Consider the following 15,054-nt stretch of genomic DNA (forward strand, 5'->3'; position numbering starts at 1 on the left):
AAAGCCGTCAAATGCTCAAAGACCGCCCGCCGTCCACAGTAAGCACATGCCCGCTGGTATACGCCGCATCGCGGATCAGGAACAGCACGGCCTTGGCGATATCTTCTGGGCGGCCTTGGCGCTTGAGCGCGGTGCGGGAGAGGATGTGCTGCTTGGTCTCCTCGTCCATGCTGTTTTCCGGCCACAGGATGGCGCCTGGCGCCACCGCGTTGACGCGTACATCGGGGCCAAGCTCACGCGCCAGGGACTTGGTCAGCATCACCAGCCCCGCTTTGGCCAGGCTGTACACCGGGTGCGACTTGAGGGGGCGGTCGGCGTGGATGTCTACAATATTGACGATGCAGCCATGGTGATGCGCAAGATAGGGTGCGGCGGCCTGGGATAGAAAGAACGGCGCCTTGAGGTTGGTGCCCGTCAGGTCATCCCACTGTGCTTCAGTGACGCCGCCCACCGGCGTGGGGTAAAAACTGGAGGCGTTATTCACCAGCACGTCGAGCCGCCCCCACGTGTCCATGGCATACTGCACAAGACGCGGTAGATTGGACGTATCCAGCAGATCGGCCTGCATCAACACCACCGAACCCGCGCGGCGGGCGTTGAGGTCATCCCGCAGCGCGTGAGCGGTGTCGGAAGATGAGCGATAGTGCAGCACCAGATTTGCGCCCGCCTCGTGCAGGCTGCGCGCGGTAACCGCGCCAATGCGATGGGCTGCGCCAGTAATAAGCACCACCTTGCCGGTTAAGTCTTCACAATTATGGCTAGTCATCTTTCAAGTATACTACGCCCGCGATTTTCTAAAGGATTGGCGCGCCTCTCATAATGGTAAATTTGTAGGAATTTTTCGTGACCGGCACCCCAAAGATCCGCCCCATCCGTAGTTTTGTTCTGCGTGAAGGCCGCATGACGGACGCTCAGCGCCATGCGCTAGAGACGCTCTGGGCAAAATATGGTGTGGATGAAGGCGCGGATGCTCTGGATTTGGAGGCGCTGTTTGGGCGTACCGCGCCATGTCATCTGGAGATCGGTTTCGGCATGGGCGACGCGCTGGCGGGCATGGGCCACGCCCACCCGGAGAATAATTATCTCGGCATCGAGGTACATAGCCCCGGTGTCGGCAGCCTCATGCAAAAGGCGCACGCGCTGGAATTAAACAATATCCGCGTGATCAGCACCGATGCCGTTGAGCTGCTCGAAAAACGCATACCTGCCGCCTCCCTGGATGCCGTGTACCTGTTTTTTCCCGACCCCTGGCCCAAGCGCCGCCATCACAAACGGCGCATCGTCAATCCCGCCTTCGCCACGCTGGTTGCCCGCAAACTTAAACCCGGCGGACATTTCCACATGGCCACCGACTGGCAAGATTACGCCCGGCACATGTTGCAAGTGATGAGCGCCACACACGATTTCACCAATGTGGCGGGGGAAAAACAATACGCGCCCCGCCCGGACTACCGCCCCCTCACCAAATTCGAGCGGCGCGGGCAGCGACTGGGGCATGGGATATGGGATATGATCTTTGAGCGCAAAAAAGCCTGAACAAAACCCTCATCACAAAATTGACAGGCTCCAATATCACGATTACCTTGCCTTGACATAACCACCCGTGGAATACATCAGTGACCGGGCCAGACAACACCCCAACGGCTCGCATCTCCTTGCCCAGTTCAAAACTGTTTGCTTGCCCCCCTACCCCCCCAATGCTAGACTCCCCGCACATAACCGTTTCATATCAAACCATTTAATTCCATAAGGAGCCCCCCATGCCCATCCCCTACCTCCCCGCGCCCGACGCATACCTGGCGCGCTTGGGGGCGCTGGTGAGGGAGCTGGGCTTTGGGTCACTTTTCACGCAACACGCGCGCCTGATCACGCTCGAAACCCCGCAACAATCCGGCCTGCCCGAGACACTGGTCGTCGAGCGTTTCCACGGGCGGGAAGGCATCAACGAGCTGTTCTGTTTCGACATCGAGGCCCTGAGCCTGTCCACCCACCTCGACCTCAAGGGCTTCATCGGCGAAGAACTCACCCTGCGCGTGTTGCAGGCCGATGGCCGCTACCGCGCCTGGCATGGCTACTGCACCCAGATGTCGTGGCTCGGCGCCGACGGGGGCATGGCGCGCTACCGGTTGCGCCTGGAGCCGTTTCTGGCGTTTTTGCGGCTGCGCCGCGACAGCTACATCTTTCAGGACAAAAACGCCCAAGAGATCGCCTCCGCCCTGCTGGACGATTACCCCGCCGCTAACGTCCGCTGTGACATCACACAAACCCTCGCGCCGCGCCCCATCTGCACACAATACCGCGAGAGCGACCTCGACTTCTTTACGCGCCTGCTGGCCGCCGAAGGATTGAGCTGGCGTTTTGAACATGCACAGACAGATGCCCTGGCTGCTGCATCGCCGGGGGAGCGCGCCTCCAGCGCCCACGCCAAACACCAGCTCGTCATCTTTGACGTCCATGCCCAAGCCCCCGCGATGCCCGGAGGCGCCGAGATCCGCTTCCACGGCGTGCGCGCCACCGACGCCCGCGACGCCATCAACCAGTTTTCCGCCCGGCGCCAGGTACAACCCAACGCCGTATCACTGTCCAGTTGGGATCCCTTCCAGGTGAGCGCCCCCACCGCCGAACTCACCTCCGCCCTGGACGCGGGCGACCTGCCGGTACTGTCCCTCTACGACGGCAGCGGGGAGCGACGCTATGCCGACAGCGCCGCCGCCCTGCAGCACGCTGGCCTGGCACTGCAGGCCCTCGAAATGGGCAACAAAACCTTCACCGGCGGTGGCGCGATACGCACCCTGGCGGCCGGACACCACTTCATGCTCACCCAGCACACCCGCTACCCGCTGGGCAAGAACGCCTTCACCGTGCTGTGGGTCGAGCACGCCGCCGTCAACAACCTGGACACCGACGCTGTGCAAGGATGTACGAGTGTCGCCAGAGGCAGGATGCCGGGAGCGACCATCGCCAGCCCGGCAGCACATCCCGGCCCAACCCATCAGACCGATCACCTCTCCTCCCACACCCTCGAACACGGCACCTACCGCAACCGCTTCACCTGCGTGCGCCAGGCCGTGGCCATCGTCCCCGCCGCCACCGCCGGAATCCGCGCGCCCACCGCCTGCGGCCGCCTGACGGGGTATCGCCACGGGATTTTCGGTTTTATCGAGGTATACGTTGACGTGATAGTCAGAATTTTCAGTGTAATTGTTATTCTATTCGGCTGCTGCTTGCCTGTTTTGGTGGATGCGAGAACTTCTCAGGAATATCAGGGAGCAAGTGTTTCTCAAGATAAAAAAATATCTATCCATTGGGTATGTTCTTCCCTAGACCAATGCAAGGTCTATGCTCTCGATGGCCGCAGAAAATACTGGATAACCCGCGTGCCGTTACGCGAACCCATCGTCACTTGGCACTCTAACGATTTTGCCGAAATACTTTTTGGCTGTGGAACCGCTTGTAGCGCCTCTTTCTTTTTCCATAGTAATGCTGGAGCAGTAGGTCCTTTTCCATTGGTGGCAGCAGTAAATACAGAGGCAAATTTGATTGCCTCTGTAGCCGGACAAAAAATTATAATCTACAAGCTGTTTCCAAAGAAAAAAATAATTAAAGAAATCGTTAAATCTGAATTTTTATTGACTTCGGATATTTCACTTTTAATCCATGATATTAGATTTATCAATCCTTCCGAGATTTTTCTCAGCTACAAGAAAAATGCAACTGAAGGAGTTGTCAAGGAAAATATTCGCCTTGATCGATAATTTATTACGATTAAATCCAAAAAAATGCTCTCTTAAAAAAACAGGATTATCGAAGGTTGGAAACCTGATAACAGGGCGATACCTTTCTAATGACGACAACACCTTTAAATGTTTCATAATTGAACGTTGGCCACATTGGCCGCAGCAAGGCGCATAAATGAAGATGGCATTAACCAATACGCTTCCTGCTTTCTTTTTTTTATGCGCGATATCCGTTGCTCATGCGCAACGATACGATTTTAAATTTCGCAGCCTTCAGCCTGGGTTGGCAATGAGCGAAATACTGAAATCACTCAAGCTTCGCGTTTACTATTCATCAGAAGGCGATAAAACGCATGCCATTAAACTTTCCGGGAGTTGGGTGAAAGTTGAATGTCAATTTCAAGGGCCAAGTGAACCCTACGCCCTTCTTGCGGATTTGAATTTTGATGGAAATGCCGATATTTGGATTACAGGTTTTACTAACGGTCAAGGACGATCACGGTGTTCCGACGTTTGGCTGTTCAACCCAAAGAAAAAGAAATACCAATATGATGTGGAACTCTCAAGAATCCATAACCTTGAGGTTGCTCCCCAAGAAAAAAAACTGGAGGGAGGAATATACAACTGTGGATGCGCTGCACAATGCTTTTTCCATGACACCTACATTTGGCAATCCGGCGCTTTATTGAAAATCGCACGTCGCGAACAAGATTGTGAGATTTATCGAGAATTTGTATTGATTGATGGAAACCTTAAGGTTGTACGCCAAGAAAAAGGCATGCCAGACGATAGCCAATATGCGCGCCGCCAAAATGGTGAACTTCATTTTCTAAATTGGGACCCGCATTAAAACGAGGAAAATATGAAGATATTCTCTGCATGATTCCCCGAGTCCTGACCCACCACCCCGGCACCCTCTCCGGCATCCACAGCCTCGACGGCACCGGCTACAACCAGTGGGTGATCATCGACGACACCCAGCACCAACTGCGCATGCGCCTGGCCACCAGCACCGCCGCCTCCCAGCTCAACCTCGGCCACCTCGTCCACCAATCCCCCACCTCCGCCCAGCGCGGCAGCTTTAGGGGCGAGGGCTTCGAACTGCGCACCGATGCCTGGGCCTCTATACGCGGCGCGGACGGCATCCTCATCGCCACCACCCAACGCCCCGGCCAGGGCGCCAGCGTCACCTCCACCCAGATGGACGCCGCCGAGGCCGTGGCGCAGATGAAAGCGGCGCACGCGCTGTCCAAAACCCTGTGCGACGCCGCCACCCACCAAACGGCCCTGAGCAGCAAGACGGCCCAAACCGCCCAAAACGACTTCATCACCGCCATCGACCCCGCCCAGCACGGCAAATACACCGCCCCGGTCAACGGCCAGGCCGCCCAGAAGACGCGGCCGGGCACGAGAGACCTCGATCCAACACAACCGGTCGAGAAATTCGCCACCCCGGCCATCCTGCTGGACAGCCCCACCAACATCAACTGGGCCAGCCCCGCCAGCACCGCCCTGTTTGCCGGTCAGCACCTGCACTGGACCAGCCAAGCCGACCTGCACTTCGCCGCCGCCCATACCCTCGCCGCCGTCTCGGACCAAGCCACCACCTTGTTCACCCACGGTGGCGGCATCCAGGCCATCGCCGCCAACGGCCCGGTCTCATTACAAGCGCACACCGATCAACTGGAGATCCTCGCCGACCAGGCGGTCACCATCACCTCCGTCAACGGCGACATCGAAGTCAAAGCCCAGCAGAAGATCGTCCTGCAAGCCGAGGGTGCCTCGATCACCCTGGAGGGCGGCAACATCACCCTCGCCTGCATCGGCAGCGCCTCGGTGAAAGGGGCGGCGCATGGATTTGAGGGGGCGGAGAGGGGGGAGACGGTGTTGGTGGGGTTGCCGAGTGGATCGGTGGCAGCGCCCGCACCCGTCGGCGTATCAGGAATAGGCGCAGCAGCGCCTACGGCCAGTGCAGGTACGCCCATCAAGACGGGGCTGGGCGATGATGTGGACAAACTCGCTGCCAAGTCGCCGAGTTTGCAGAAGGACTGGCAGAAACTAAAAAATGAAGGCTGGGGGGTCAAATATGGCCCTGCCGGAAAAGGTTCGACTGCCAATAGGCGCGACAAGCTGATTACTATCGACGGCGCCGAAAAGGACAATCCCACTGCCGCGATGCAATCTCTCTCGCACGAAGTAGGGCACGCCACCTACCCTTACAAAGAGGATTATTCGTCCAAAACCGCTTACGTCAATGGCGCGCTGGCTGATGAGGGTGCCGCTACACTCAACAACATCAAGGTACAGCGCGAAATTATAGCCAATGGCGGACCTGACATTGGCATCGCGGGCAACAGTGCCAATCATGCCGCCTATAACCGGGCGTATGACCAGTTTCTGAAGGATGGCAACGCGGCGACAGCGCGGCAGTCTATCGGCGCACAGTTCGGTATGGGTGAGATCACGTCGAACACTGGGCAATCCTACGCAGACTATTACGGGGGTTGGTATGATGAAGCCTTCCCGCCGAAAAAGTAGCGTTTGGCATTGGTTATTGATGAGCGTGACAGCCTGCCTCGCTGGATGCGGACAGATTAGTGATATTCAGGAAAAGGACAAGATAATGACGACAAAACAAATGACACTATGGCAGGCCATTGAAGCCGTGGCACAGCAAATACCGTTTTCAAAAGCCAAAGTGGAGACGCTGTTTTCAGCAACGCTCACCGAGACCGACAACACGAGTAACGATGTTTTCCAATTTTTGAAAAGCAACCGGATTGAACTGAAAGATGACGTCGATATTTCAAATATTGATCTGCGGATCAAGCGCCATGGCACGCACCCCGGCTTCATGGTTCTGGAAATAGGAGGCGCCTGCATCACCCTGGAGCAGGTACGCAACCATTACAGCGCACTGGAGATTACGCAATCACCGCGTGGATCGCTCGCTGATGTCACCTCTCATTCAACCCGGCTACCTTGGGGCGATCTGTCCTTTAGTTTCGCTGAAAGCAACCCTCGCTGTCTGTCGTCGATTGCCTTCGACCCCAAGAAGGATCGTTGAAATACCTACGTCTGACGGCGTATCACCACGGGATTTTCGGTTTTATCGAGGTATACGTTGACGTGATAGTCAGAATTTTCAGTGTAATTGTTATTCTATTCGGCTGCTGCTTGCCTGTTTTGGTGGATGCGAGAACTTCTCAGGAATATCAGGGAGCAAGTGTTTCTCAAGATAAAAAAATATCTATCCATTGGGTATGTTCTTCCCTAGACCAATGCAAGGTCTATGCTCTCGATGGCCGCAGAAAATACTGGAGGCTCTTCGCGTGATCGTGTGGGTAAATTTCATGTTTTTTAGAGCCTCGGGAGCATAGACGTGAGTATTTTTAGTCGCAGATATTCTTCATCGCGCAGACCATATGCACGGCGTTGGATGACGCGTATCTTATTGTTGAGCCCCTCAACAAAGCCGAGTGAAACTTTATTCTCTGGCTTGCAATAGGCTGCGATCCCATCCCAATGGCGCTCAATCATCTCGGCAAATTTCTCGTAAGGTTTCAGGCGCTGCCACTTCAGGCTGGTTTTCCAATTCTCGAAGAAACGCCGCGCCCATGCTTCGCTCCTGTAATCCCACAACTGGCCAAACGACTCTTTCAGCAGGTACGCCGTGTTCAGCCGTTTGTTCGCTGCCAGCAAAGCCTTCAAAGAACGTCTGCCGTCCAGTGTCATATTTTCGTGATTGGAAAGCAGTACGTATTTCTGCCCCTTAATGTAGCGCCTATCCTTGCCCTGAAGACGTGCATATTCCATCTTTCTGACTTTATCCAGAGCATCGCCGAGATGGCTCATGATGTGGAATTTGTCGAACAGGATGGCCGCCTGCGGGGCGCGTTCGTTGGTTACGTTACGAAAGGGCTTCCACATATCCATCACTGCAAGACAAATGCCTTTGGATTTCTTCTCTCCCAGCCAGTCATAGAACTGTCGCATGCTGTCCTCCGAACGGTCGGCACCGCCAAACCAGATGGGACGACCACGGATCAAGTCGCTGACTACAATGCGATAGGTATGTCCTTTGCGAATCGATATTTCGTCGATGCCAATGGCCTTGGGTGCTGGCGTTCCGGCGCGTTCCAGTTGCGCGGTCATGTATTGCTTGTCCAGTTCCTTGACGGTGTGCCAGTCCAGAAGCAATTCGCGGGCAATGTCCGACACCGTGCTGGCGCGACACCGTCTGCCTACATACCAAGAAAATCGCTTTGTATAGAGTGGGTTGTCGGCGAGAAAGTCGAGTCGTTCGCGTTTCACTTTCCCGCAGTGCCGACAAAGCACCCGTCGAATTTCGATTTCCAGATAGATACGTGTGTCGCCACAGGAGAGGTCGCGAACTCGTCGAAGCCTCTTGTCGTACCAACCAGAGCGCGTTCTGCCGCAACTGTTGCAGGCCGTTTTTTTGAGCGCCGAACGAGCGTGATGATCCGTGCTTTGGAGTCGCCAAAGATGCCGCGTATCTTTTCCAGCGGGCGAAAACAGGGGAATCGGTATGCGTCGAGAATGCGTTTGGGTTTGCGTGAAATAGCCATTGAAAAAACCTCCCATTTTCTGCAACAGGTGCAGGATGCATTTTGCCTGATGCCACAAGGCTTGCGGAGGTTTTCATGTTAAATTTCACCCACTCGATTTCACGAAGACCCGGTAAGGTTTGCCGGGGAGTGAGGCATAAGCGAATTGGTTACGGATTACATAATTGCGGCCATCTTTCTGACCTTCAAATCTGCCTACCTGACTCGATTTAATCTCGATTTTCATTTCATTTCTCCTATGTAGTTTTAAAAATACAATGATTGTTTTTCATCCCATTCGATATAAAAGCTATCACCAAGTTTTTTAAACGTCAATACTCATAATTTATCAACTTATTGAATGTCAACAAAATTGGTTTACTTTTTTATCGAACGTCAACCAAATTAGCTGACATTTTAAAAGAGTAAATCCATCAATATATTGTTATTAAAAGATAAAATAATTATTAAAATAATTATTGTGAATTAATGAATGTTATGTATTTTTTATGAGATAAAGTTGTGGCGTAGGTCATCCGTCACACTTCACCTTCACAATCAAATTGAGTGCGGCATCTATTCATGACGCGCATCATTGAAAGCGGCACAACGCAACCATGTCTTGGTAATTACATTACGTGGTAATGTTTATCATGAGGGAATTGAGGAAAAGATTTTCGCGGGCGCGAAAATTGGGGCGTAGGTCAAACGTCACACTTTACGTCACGACTCACCAAAAAACGCTAGCGATGCCGGATTATCCACAGGTATTGACCGTAACCGTGACGGATGACCTACGGTTTGGAAAGCCCGGCTTGGCCTGCAATCTCTTTAGCGTGGGCAACAACCCCCAGAGCGTGCGCGATGTAGTCTGCGTCATCCGTCAGATACGCTTCGGCCATGAAGATCTCAATCGCTTCGTCGGTAGTCAGATCCTCGGCAGGATCATAGGTAGTCAGTTTTTCAACCATTGCGCTTGCCTTCTACAGGCCAATGATCTCGGACAGCACGTGACCGTCCTTGTCCAGAGTACCTAGCTTCTGGCCTTTATGCTTGGCTTGCAAGGCCACCATAACCAAGGCGATGGCCTTGCGCATGATATCGCTCTTCGAGGTGCCCTCATCCTCCGCCAAGGCCTCCAGCTGGTCATTCACCTTGGAAGAGACATCGAGACTGAGCCGGACGCGGCTGGAACTGTTATCGACGGACATGAAAGAAGGGAAGATCATAGGTGGGGTAGCTCATTCCCCTGATTCACTAAATTCGTAATGTTTATCTATCAAAATCCGAATCTTTTCCCACATCTGGCATCGACACCAAAGCAGCAGCAAGACAAGAGGGGGGTGATTCATCCCCCCGAAGCGAAAAATTCGTGATGAATTCGTTCAACAGCTGGAAATCTTCCCTTGAAATTTCGCCATCTTGAAAAGATATATCCAGCAAAAAGCGGAATGCTGAATCAAGACCAAGGTTTTCCAGCAGCATGGCGAGCACCGTCAAACGTTCCTGTTCGCCGAAACCCAGTTGACCATCGTGGATCTGAACACGAAACGATTCCGGCAAGCGCTCGTTCCTCTCTAAACACTCGTCACCACGCCAATGACGGCCCTCCCAACGTATATCCCACTTTTTCTTTTCCATATCCCTACTTCATAACATGAAAAGTCCCACTATGGGACAAGCGTCCACTGGTTAGATTTCGGACGTGGACTTAGTCATCGACGTGTTGACGAATTGCAGGCAGGAGATCAAGTAACTGTGGTAATGCGGTTTGCACCGTCTCCCACACTACATCAAGGTTAATTTCAAAATAGCCATGCGCAATGCGGTTTCGCATACCCTTCATGCTACGCCAAGGAACGTCTGCATGTTGATCGAGAAAAGCGCTATGGTTTTGTATCAACTTAGTTGCCGCTTCACCAATGATCACAAGGTTTAGAATTACTGCTTGCTGAGTACGCTTGTCAGCAAGAAAGTCTTCCTTGTCCATGCCTTCGACATAGCTACACGCTTGCTGCGCGGCTTCAATCATGTGGTCAAGGTAATCGGGTAAGCGGTTCTCCGTCATACCGGGATGGCCTCTGCCAGAACCCGATCACGAAACTTGCGTGGTAGATCGCCGGGGGTCAGCAAGTCGACGTGTACGCCAAGCAATTCTTCCAGTTCTAGTTGTAAACCACCCAAATCGAATAGGGTGGTACCGGGCAAGGTGTCTACCAACAAATCAAGGTCGCTGCCGTCTCTGTCATTACCGTGAAGCACGGAACCGAATACACGCAGGTTGGCGGTGTGAAAACGATTGGCTACTTCGCGTACAGAACTGCGTTTCTCGTCAAGAGCAACAGAAGGCTTCATGACATGTACCTCGTTATTCAAATAGGATTCAATGGCACCTAAGCCACCAACTTAAGGGTTGGCACTTCCGGCATGCGGTACCACGGCGGCGGCAGCACTGTGCTGACGTGGATTTCACGATCACGCTTCAACTGCGGCAAAGATTTTGTACCATCGAACTGAACAGAAATATCGATACCCAACTGCAACAAGCGGGCACGATGAACATAGTACTGACTGTTATGCTCCAACGAATGGCATGGAACCAAGGCATGGCATAATTTTGAGTAGCATTGGCGGCCTGCCTGGATTTTACAATCTCACGATCCAGCAATTGATCGGCAATGGTTATATAGTCAACAGCAGCTATCTCTAGTCTTTTCATGGCATTATCTATCTCGTTCAAGTGGGGTTCAAAGTCGCTCTCGCGCACCATTCCGTAGAAGCAAAAATTATGTCGGCTCAAAAATTTCTGCTTGAAGGTGTGCTCTTCTCTGGCTATGCCCATTTCTTCACAATAGTCGATCAAACGTTTGTAGTAGTCGCGCTCTTCATCTGTCTTTAGTTTTTTAAGCTTTTTCCGACAAGCCATATCATGGCCCTTATCGTAAATCTTATCATAACGCCACGAACTGCCCTTGTTCCAGTCGGTTGTGCGTCCGTTCGGGTAGAGGTAGGGCAGTTTACCCCGGTTGAGGGCTTGGGTAGATAATCCCCGCAAAAACGGCAGCACATTGTCACGCCCAACGCCCAAATTGCGCGTCCAGTCGATCCGGGTAATGACGGCGCCATCCGTCCACAGCCGGGAACGATCATTATCACCCGACTGTAGCCAATCGAACTTGGTGCATTTTGAGAAGGGTGGCAGACCGAGTTCAAGAAGGACACGGTTATACACGGCTACACAATCCTCCAAGGTGGCGTAGCCGAAGAGATTATCAGGCCGTTGCCAGCGCGAAGGATTGCCTCCGACCGTCACCCGTTGGCCATCGCACCGGATTCGCAGGGTTGAGCTGTAGGAACCCTCAAACGCCAGAGGCGAGGTGTTAGGCTGGCATTGCTTGCCGGTTTCAAGATCAACCGACCGATAAAGCTTTTTTCCTACCAAAGGAAGAGACTTCTTTTTATTTTTACTTTTTTTGTACCACTGAGAAGGCAAACCCTTGCGGATGAAATCGCTAGAATCACCGCATGTTGGATGAGCCGTGATTTTGTAATCTATAGTGGACCCCACAGTCAAGACAATAATGCATCGAGTTTAAGAGGGTAACCTTTCACATGCAGCAGAACGGCGCTGCCCCGTTATTGCTTCTATTTTTGAGTGAGTTTTTTCTGTCTCACTGAATTTGTCTACAATGCTTGCACCGCCTCCGCTCGCTGTACGGTAAACCTCATCAGGCGTAATGTAGTTCAATGATTGGTGTATTCTTTCTGTGTTATAAAACACAAAATATTCCGTCAATCCCAGCAGTAATTCAGGCATCGTGGTGTAGCCTTTCAGATACACATCTTCGTGTTTGACGCTACGCCAGAGCCGCTCCACAAAGATGTTATCCAGTGCCCGCCCACGTCCGTCCATGCTGATGGCAATACCGCGCGCCTTGAGGACGCCCGTAAAAGCTTCACTGGTAAACTGGCAGCCCTGATCGGTGTTGAATATCTCGGGGATGCCATAGGCCAGTAGCGCCTGCCCCAAACAATCCACACAGAACACGCTGTCGAGCGTGTTCGATAATCGCCATGCCAGCACTTTGCGTGAGTACCAGTCGATCACTGCCACCAAGTACACAAACCCCCGCGTCAGGCGGATATACGTAATGTCAGTACTCCACACCTGGTTGGGTCGTGTCACCACCACGCCTCTGAGCAGATACGGATAAACCTTGTGCTGCGGGTGCGGTCGGCCGGTGTTCGGCCCCGGCGCCATGCCTGCCAGTCCCAATAGTCCCATCAACCGTTGCACCCGCTTGCGATTGATATTGTGACCTAAACCTCGCAGGTAATGCCGCATCTTGCGGCTGCCGTAAAACGGATGCCGTGTGTATTCGGCATCAATCGCCGATAACAACGCTAATTCCTGTTCGCCCGGTTTCGCGGCCATTTGCGGCGCGTAGACGGTGGAACGGGCAATACCCGCCAGTTCACATTGCCGGGTCAACGTCAGTGGCTCGATGGCGCTGATCCATTGCTTACGCGCCGCTACTGGCTGATCCCGGACTTTTTTTGAGCCAGTCCAGCTCCATCTTCAACCGCCCGATCTCAGAGTAGAGTCGCTCAGGACTCGCCGAGGGGTCGGCAGGCTTCGGGCCGCGCTTGGCATCAAACAGGCTGGATGCCTGCTCCAGGAGATCTTTCTTCCATACCCCAACCTGGGTCGGATGAACCCCAAACTCCTGACCAATTTCGTTCGCTGTCTTGACCCCTCGGATCGCTTCAAGTGCAACCTTGGCCTTCAACTCACCACTAAAATTCTTCCGCTTCGTTTCACTCATGACCTGCTCCTTTTTACAGCAGGCTACCATCTTAATTTACTGTCCGAAAACTGGGGTCCACTATAATCACCGACCGCCGTCGTTGTGATCCTGGTAAATCTCAAGGTAGTCAACGAACCACATTTGACCCCCTAAAATTCCGGACGTCCGGAGTTAGTTCGGGTGTAACAGGAACTCCCGAACTAACTCCCCCACGCTTTGTGGTTGAAATGTCCGGTACCAAACACAAAAAACGAACCCTTATAACCCTATTTCTGGAGTGGATATAACCCAGACCGGAAACCCATGCAATGCATCTGCCGGGCACGGTTACCTCAGGACACAAATCCGGTAACATCACGGCGCGGCTCATGTGGTAACGCTCTTCAAGGTACCGTGACGACGTGCAATAACCAAAACAACGGATTCAGTGGAAACGGGTATGGAACAATGCGCACAATTGACCATGCGAGACGCAATAGGATCGACACCAGAGGGTTGGTGGCAGGTAAAGGGCAAACGGCACGCGGGACAATAATAAAACCTGGTGAACTGGCCAGGCTGCACCGGATTTGCACCAGCGGTGCTTGCTAAGTGATTGTTTACTAAGGCGGGTAAAGTAGGGTTCGGTTCGGCTTGTATGTTATAAATTGATGTTTTTGTTAATCTTTTATGAGATACTGGCGGTTTGAAAATCCCCGTGTCGGCGGTTCGATTCCGTCCCTGGGCACCATTAAACACTCCAAAGCAGTCCAAAGAAGGCCGGCAAGCCAAGCAAAAACAAGGCTTCCGGCCTTTTCTTCGTCCATAGCAGTCCGAGCGAAGCTGTTGCAATCCGGGGGTATGTGGGGGTATTCGACATCCAACCGTAAAGAGATACCCCCAGATGCCGCTCACTGATACTGCGATCCGTAACGCCAAGCCCGGCTGCAAGCCTGTCCGTATGTTTGACGGTGGCGGCTTATACCTGGAAATCTCCCCCGCTGGCGGTAGCTATGGCGCTTGAAATACCGCTTTAACTCGAAAGAGAAACTTCTAGCCTTAGGCTCATACCCAGACGTGTCGCTCGCTACCGCTAACGTAACGACGCGCGGCAACTGCTGGCGAACCACACCGACCCCAGCGAACACTGCAAGGCCACCAAGTCCATGCAGTCCGGCACAGCGGCAAACACCTTTGAGGTGATCGGGCGGGCGTGTGTGGTACGCCAAAACCGCGCCGACACTGGCCGAAAGCACCAAGGCCAAACTGTTGACGCACCTTGAGCGCGACGTGTTCCCGATTATCGGTAACAGACCGATTACCGAGCTTGCCGTGCCTGATCTGCTGGCGGTAATACGGCGTATCGAAGCCCGAGGTGCCATGGATATTGACCGGCGGATGCACAACATCTGTGGGCGAATCTTCCGCTACGCCGTCGGGCATGGCCTGTCCACCCGCGACCCTTCCAGGGACATAGAGCTAAAGGACATCCTGCCACCGACTAATTCTACTTTGTCACATTCACCCCAACGCCAGGGATGACCTTTTGGCGTGGGATTCCTTCGCCTGCAGCCGCATACGGTGACGTGTAGCGATGGTTGCGGCGAGATCCTCGGCTGACACTGTTGTCGGCGCGGCAACAGATGCGCCATGACGGTCACCAGATCATTCAGCGACATCATCGGCCAGTGCTGCCGGGCGGCAAGCTTCTGTTTGACCAGAAACAGGGTGCCGAGCATGACCAGTGCCATGTGGTGGCGCCAGGCATCCCAGCGGCGCACTTGATAATCGGCCAGGCCGCATTCGCTCTTGGCCTCGCGAAAGCTATGCTCGATGAAATAACGCTGGGCCTGGAGGCGGGCCAATTCTTCGAGCAGGGTATCCTCAGGCGCATTGGACAGGCAGTAGTGCGAGACCGTGCGCGCCCCGACCTCCCGGCGCACCAGCAGATGCTAGCAATGG

Annotated in this window: 15 protein-coding genes and 3 pseudogenes; 7 read left to right on the forward strand and 11 right to left on the reverse strand. The window is 53.6% G+C overall.

Annotation, left to right across the window (positions count from 1 at the left end; genetic code table 11):
- Positions 1-7: 7 nt before the first annotated feature.
- A complete protein-coding gene (locus M3A44_00295) occupies positions 8-766 on the reverse strand; it encodes a pteridine reductase (GenBank protein ID MEQ6340111.1) in 759 nt (252 codons plus the stop codon).
- Positions 767-900: 134 nt separating this feature from the next.
- On the opposite strand from M3A44_00295, the gene trmB reads away from it, so the two are divergent.
- From trmB to M3A44_00325, 6 genes and pseudogenes are all read left to right on the forward strand, one after another.
- Complete coding sequence (gene trmB / locus M3A44_00300) at positions 901-1,536, forward strand: tRNA (guanosine(46)-N7)-methyltransferase TrmB (GenBank protein MEQ6340112.1); 636 nt, start codon at positions 901-903, stop codon at positions 1,534-1,536.
- Positions 1,537-1,760: 224 nt separating this feature from the next.
- Positions 1,761-3,755 (forward strand): phage late control D family protein, encoded by a 1,995-nt coding sequence (locus M3A44_00305; protein ID MEQ6340113.1) that lies wholly within the window; start codon positions 1,761-1,763, stop codon positions 3,753-3,755.
- A gap of 157 nt (positions 3,756-3,912) precedes the next feature.
- Positions 3,913-4,587 (forward strand): hypothetical protein, encoded by a 675-nt coding sequence (locus tag M3A44_00310; GenBank protein MEQ6340114.1) that lies wholly within the window; start codon positions 3,913-3,915, stop codon positions 4,585-4,587.
- A gap of 143 nt (positions 4,588-4,730) precedes the next feature.
- Positions 4,731-5,546: pseudogene (locus M3A44_00315) on the forward strand (type VI secretion system tip protein VgrG).
- 78 nt (positions 5,547-5,624) lie between these two features.
- Positions 5,625-6,275, forward strand: a pseudogene (locus M3A44_00320) (type VI secretion system tip protein VgrG).
- A complete protein-coding gene (locus M3A44_00325; protein ID MEQ6340115.1) occupies positions 6,247-6,804 on the forward strand; it encodes a hypothetical protein in 558 nt (185 codons plus the stop codon). Before M3A44_00320 ends, M3A44_00325 begins: the two are co-directional and overlap by 29 nt.
- Positions 6,805-7,097: 293 nt before the next feature.
- Here the strand turns inward: M3A44_00325 and M3A44_00330 are convergent, their stop codons facing one another.
- The 8 genes and pseudogenes from M3A44_00330 to M3A44_00365 form a co-directional block, all read right to left on the reverse strand.
- The gene (locus M3A44_00330; protein ID MEQ6340116.1) at positions 7,098-8,384 is read right to left on the reverse strand and encodes an ISL3 family transposase; all 1,287 of its coding nucleotides are present in this window, start codon (positions 8,382-8,384) and stop codon (positions 7,098-7,100) included.
- 721 nt (positions 8,385-9,105) lie between these two features.
- Positions 9,106-9,276, reverse strand: a pseudogene (locus M3A44_00335) (transcriptional regulator).
- Positions 9,277-9,288: 12 nt separating this feature from the next.
- Positions 9,289-9,534 (reverse strand): ribbon-helix-helix domain-containing protein, encoded by a 246-nt coding sequence (locus tag M3A44_00340; GenBank protein ID MEQ6340117.1) that lies wholly within the window; start codon positions 9,532-9,534, stop codon positions 9,289-9,291.
- A gap of 43 nt (positions 9,535-9,577) precedes the next feature.
- Complete coding sequence (locus M3A44_00345) at positions 9,578-9,946, reverse strand: hypothetical protein (protein ID MEQ6340118.1); 369 nt, start codon at positions 9,944-9,946, stop codon at positions 9,578-9,580.
- Positions 9,947-10,016: 70 nt separating this feature from the next.
- Positions 10,017-10,373 carry a DUF86 domain-containing protein gene (locus M3A44_00350; GenBank protein ID MEQ6340119.1) on the reverse strand — a complete coding sequence of 119 codons (357 nt, stop codon included), beginning with the start codon at positions 10,371-10,373 and terminating at the stop codon, positions 10,017-10,019.
- Positions 10,370-10,660, reverse strand: coding sequence for a nucleotidyltransferase domain-containing protein (locus tag M3A44_00355; GenBank protein ID MEQ6340120.1), 291 nt, complete (start codon positions 10,658-10,660; stop codon positions 10,370-10,372). The genes M3A44_00350 and M3A44_00355 overlap by 4 nt, the downstream gene beginning before the upstream one ends.
- Before the next feature lie 127 nt (positions 10,661-10,787).
- Positions 10,788-11,873, reverse strand: coding sequence for a hypothetical protein (locus M3A44_00360; GenBank protein ID MEQ6340121.1), 1,086 nt, complete (start codon positions 11,871-11,873; stop codon positions 10,788-10,790).
- Positions 11,874-11,897: 24 nt separating this feature from the next.
- A protein-coding gene (locus tag M3A44_00365) for an IS3 family transposase (protein ID MEQ6340122.1) occupies positions 11,898-13,131 on the reverse strand; the annotation gives its coding sequence in 2 pieces (ribosomal slippage) (positions 11,898-12,840 and positions 12,839-13,131; 1,236 coding nt in all).
- 865 nt (positions 13,132-13,996) lie between these two features.
- On the opposite strand from M3A44_00365, the gene M3A44_00370 reads away from it, so the two are divergent.
- Positions 13,997-14,116, forward strand: a complete 120-nt coding sequence (locus tag M3A44_00370; GenBank protein MEQ6340123.1) for an Arm DNA-binding domain-containing protein — start codon at positions 13,997-13,999, stop codon at positions 14,114-14,116.
- 41 nt (positions 14,117-14,157) lie between these two features.
- Here M3A44_00370 and M3A44_00375 read toward each other — a convergent pair whose 3' ends face one another.
- Together M3A44_00375 and M3A44_00380 are read right to left on the reverse strand one after the other, a co-directional pair.
- Positions 14,158-14,535: a hypothetical protein gene (locus M3A44_00375; GenBank protein MEQ6340124.1), complete on the reverse strand. Its 378-nt coding sequence runs from the start codon at positions 14,533-14,535 to the stop codon at positions 14,158-14,160.
- A complete protein-coding gene (locus M3A44_00380; GenBank protein ID MEQ6340125.1) occupies positions 14,520-15,035 on the reverse strand; it encodes a hypothetical protein in 516 nt (171 codons plus the stop codon). The genes M3A44_00375 and M3A44_00380 overlap by 16 nt, the downstream gene beginning before the upstream one ends.
- Between the last annotated feature and the right edge of the window lie 19 nt (positions 15,036-15,054).

This window comes from Gammaproteobacteria bacterium (assembly GCA_040183005.1).
Lineage (GTDB): Bacteria > Pseudomonadota > Gammaproteobacteria.

Excerpts from the sequence above, each read along its gene's own strand:
- M3A44_00375 (MEQ6340124.1), bottom strand. The coding sequence starts at position 14,535 with ATGCCCGACGGCGTAGCGGAAGATTCGCCCACAGATGTTGTGCATCCG.
- M3A44_00345 (MEQ6340118.1), bottom strand. The coding sequence starts at position 9,946 with ATGGAAAAGAAAAAGTGGGATATACGTTGGGAGGGCCGTCATTGGCGT.
- M3A44_00305 (MEQ6340113.1), top strand. The coding sequence starts at position 1,761 with ATGCCCATCCCCTACCTCCCCGCGCCCGACGCATACCTGGCGCGCTTG.
- M3A44_00295 (MEQ6340111.1), bottom strand. The coding sequence starts at position 766 with ATGACTAGCCATAATTGTGAAGACTTAACCGGCAAGGTGGTGCTTATT.
- trmB (MEQ6340112.1), top strand. The coding sequence starts at position 901 with ATGACGGACGCTCAGCGCCATGCGCTAGAGACGCTCTGGGCAAAATAT.
- M3A44_00310 (MEQ6340114.1), top strand. The coding sequence starts at position 3,913 with ATGAAGATGGCATTAACCAATACGCTTCCTGCTTTCTTTTTTTTATGC.
- M3A44_00325 (MEQ6340115.1), top strand. The coding sequence starts at position 6,247 with ATGATGAAGCCTTCCCGCCGAAAAAGTAGCGTTTGGCATTGGTTATTG.
- M3A44_00370 (MEQ6340123.1), top strand. The coding sequence starts at position 13,997 with ATGCCGCTCACTGATACTGCGATCCGTAACGCCAAGCCCGGCTGCAAG.
- M3A44_00340 (MEQ6340117.1), bottom strand. The coding sequence starts at position 9,534 with ATGATCTTCCCTTCTTTCATGTCCGTCGATAACAGTTCCAGCCGCGTC.
- M3A44_00350 (MEQ6340119.1), bottom strand. The coding sequence starts at position 10,373 with ATGACGGAGAACCGCTTACCCGATTACCTTGACCACATGATTGAAGCC.
- M3A44_00355 (MEQ6340120.1), bottom strand. The coding sequence starts at position 10,660 with ATGAAGCCTTCTGTTGCTCTTGACGAGAAACGCAGTTCTGTACGCGAA.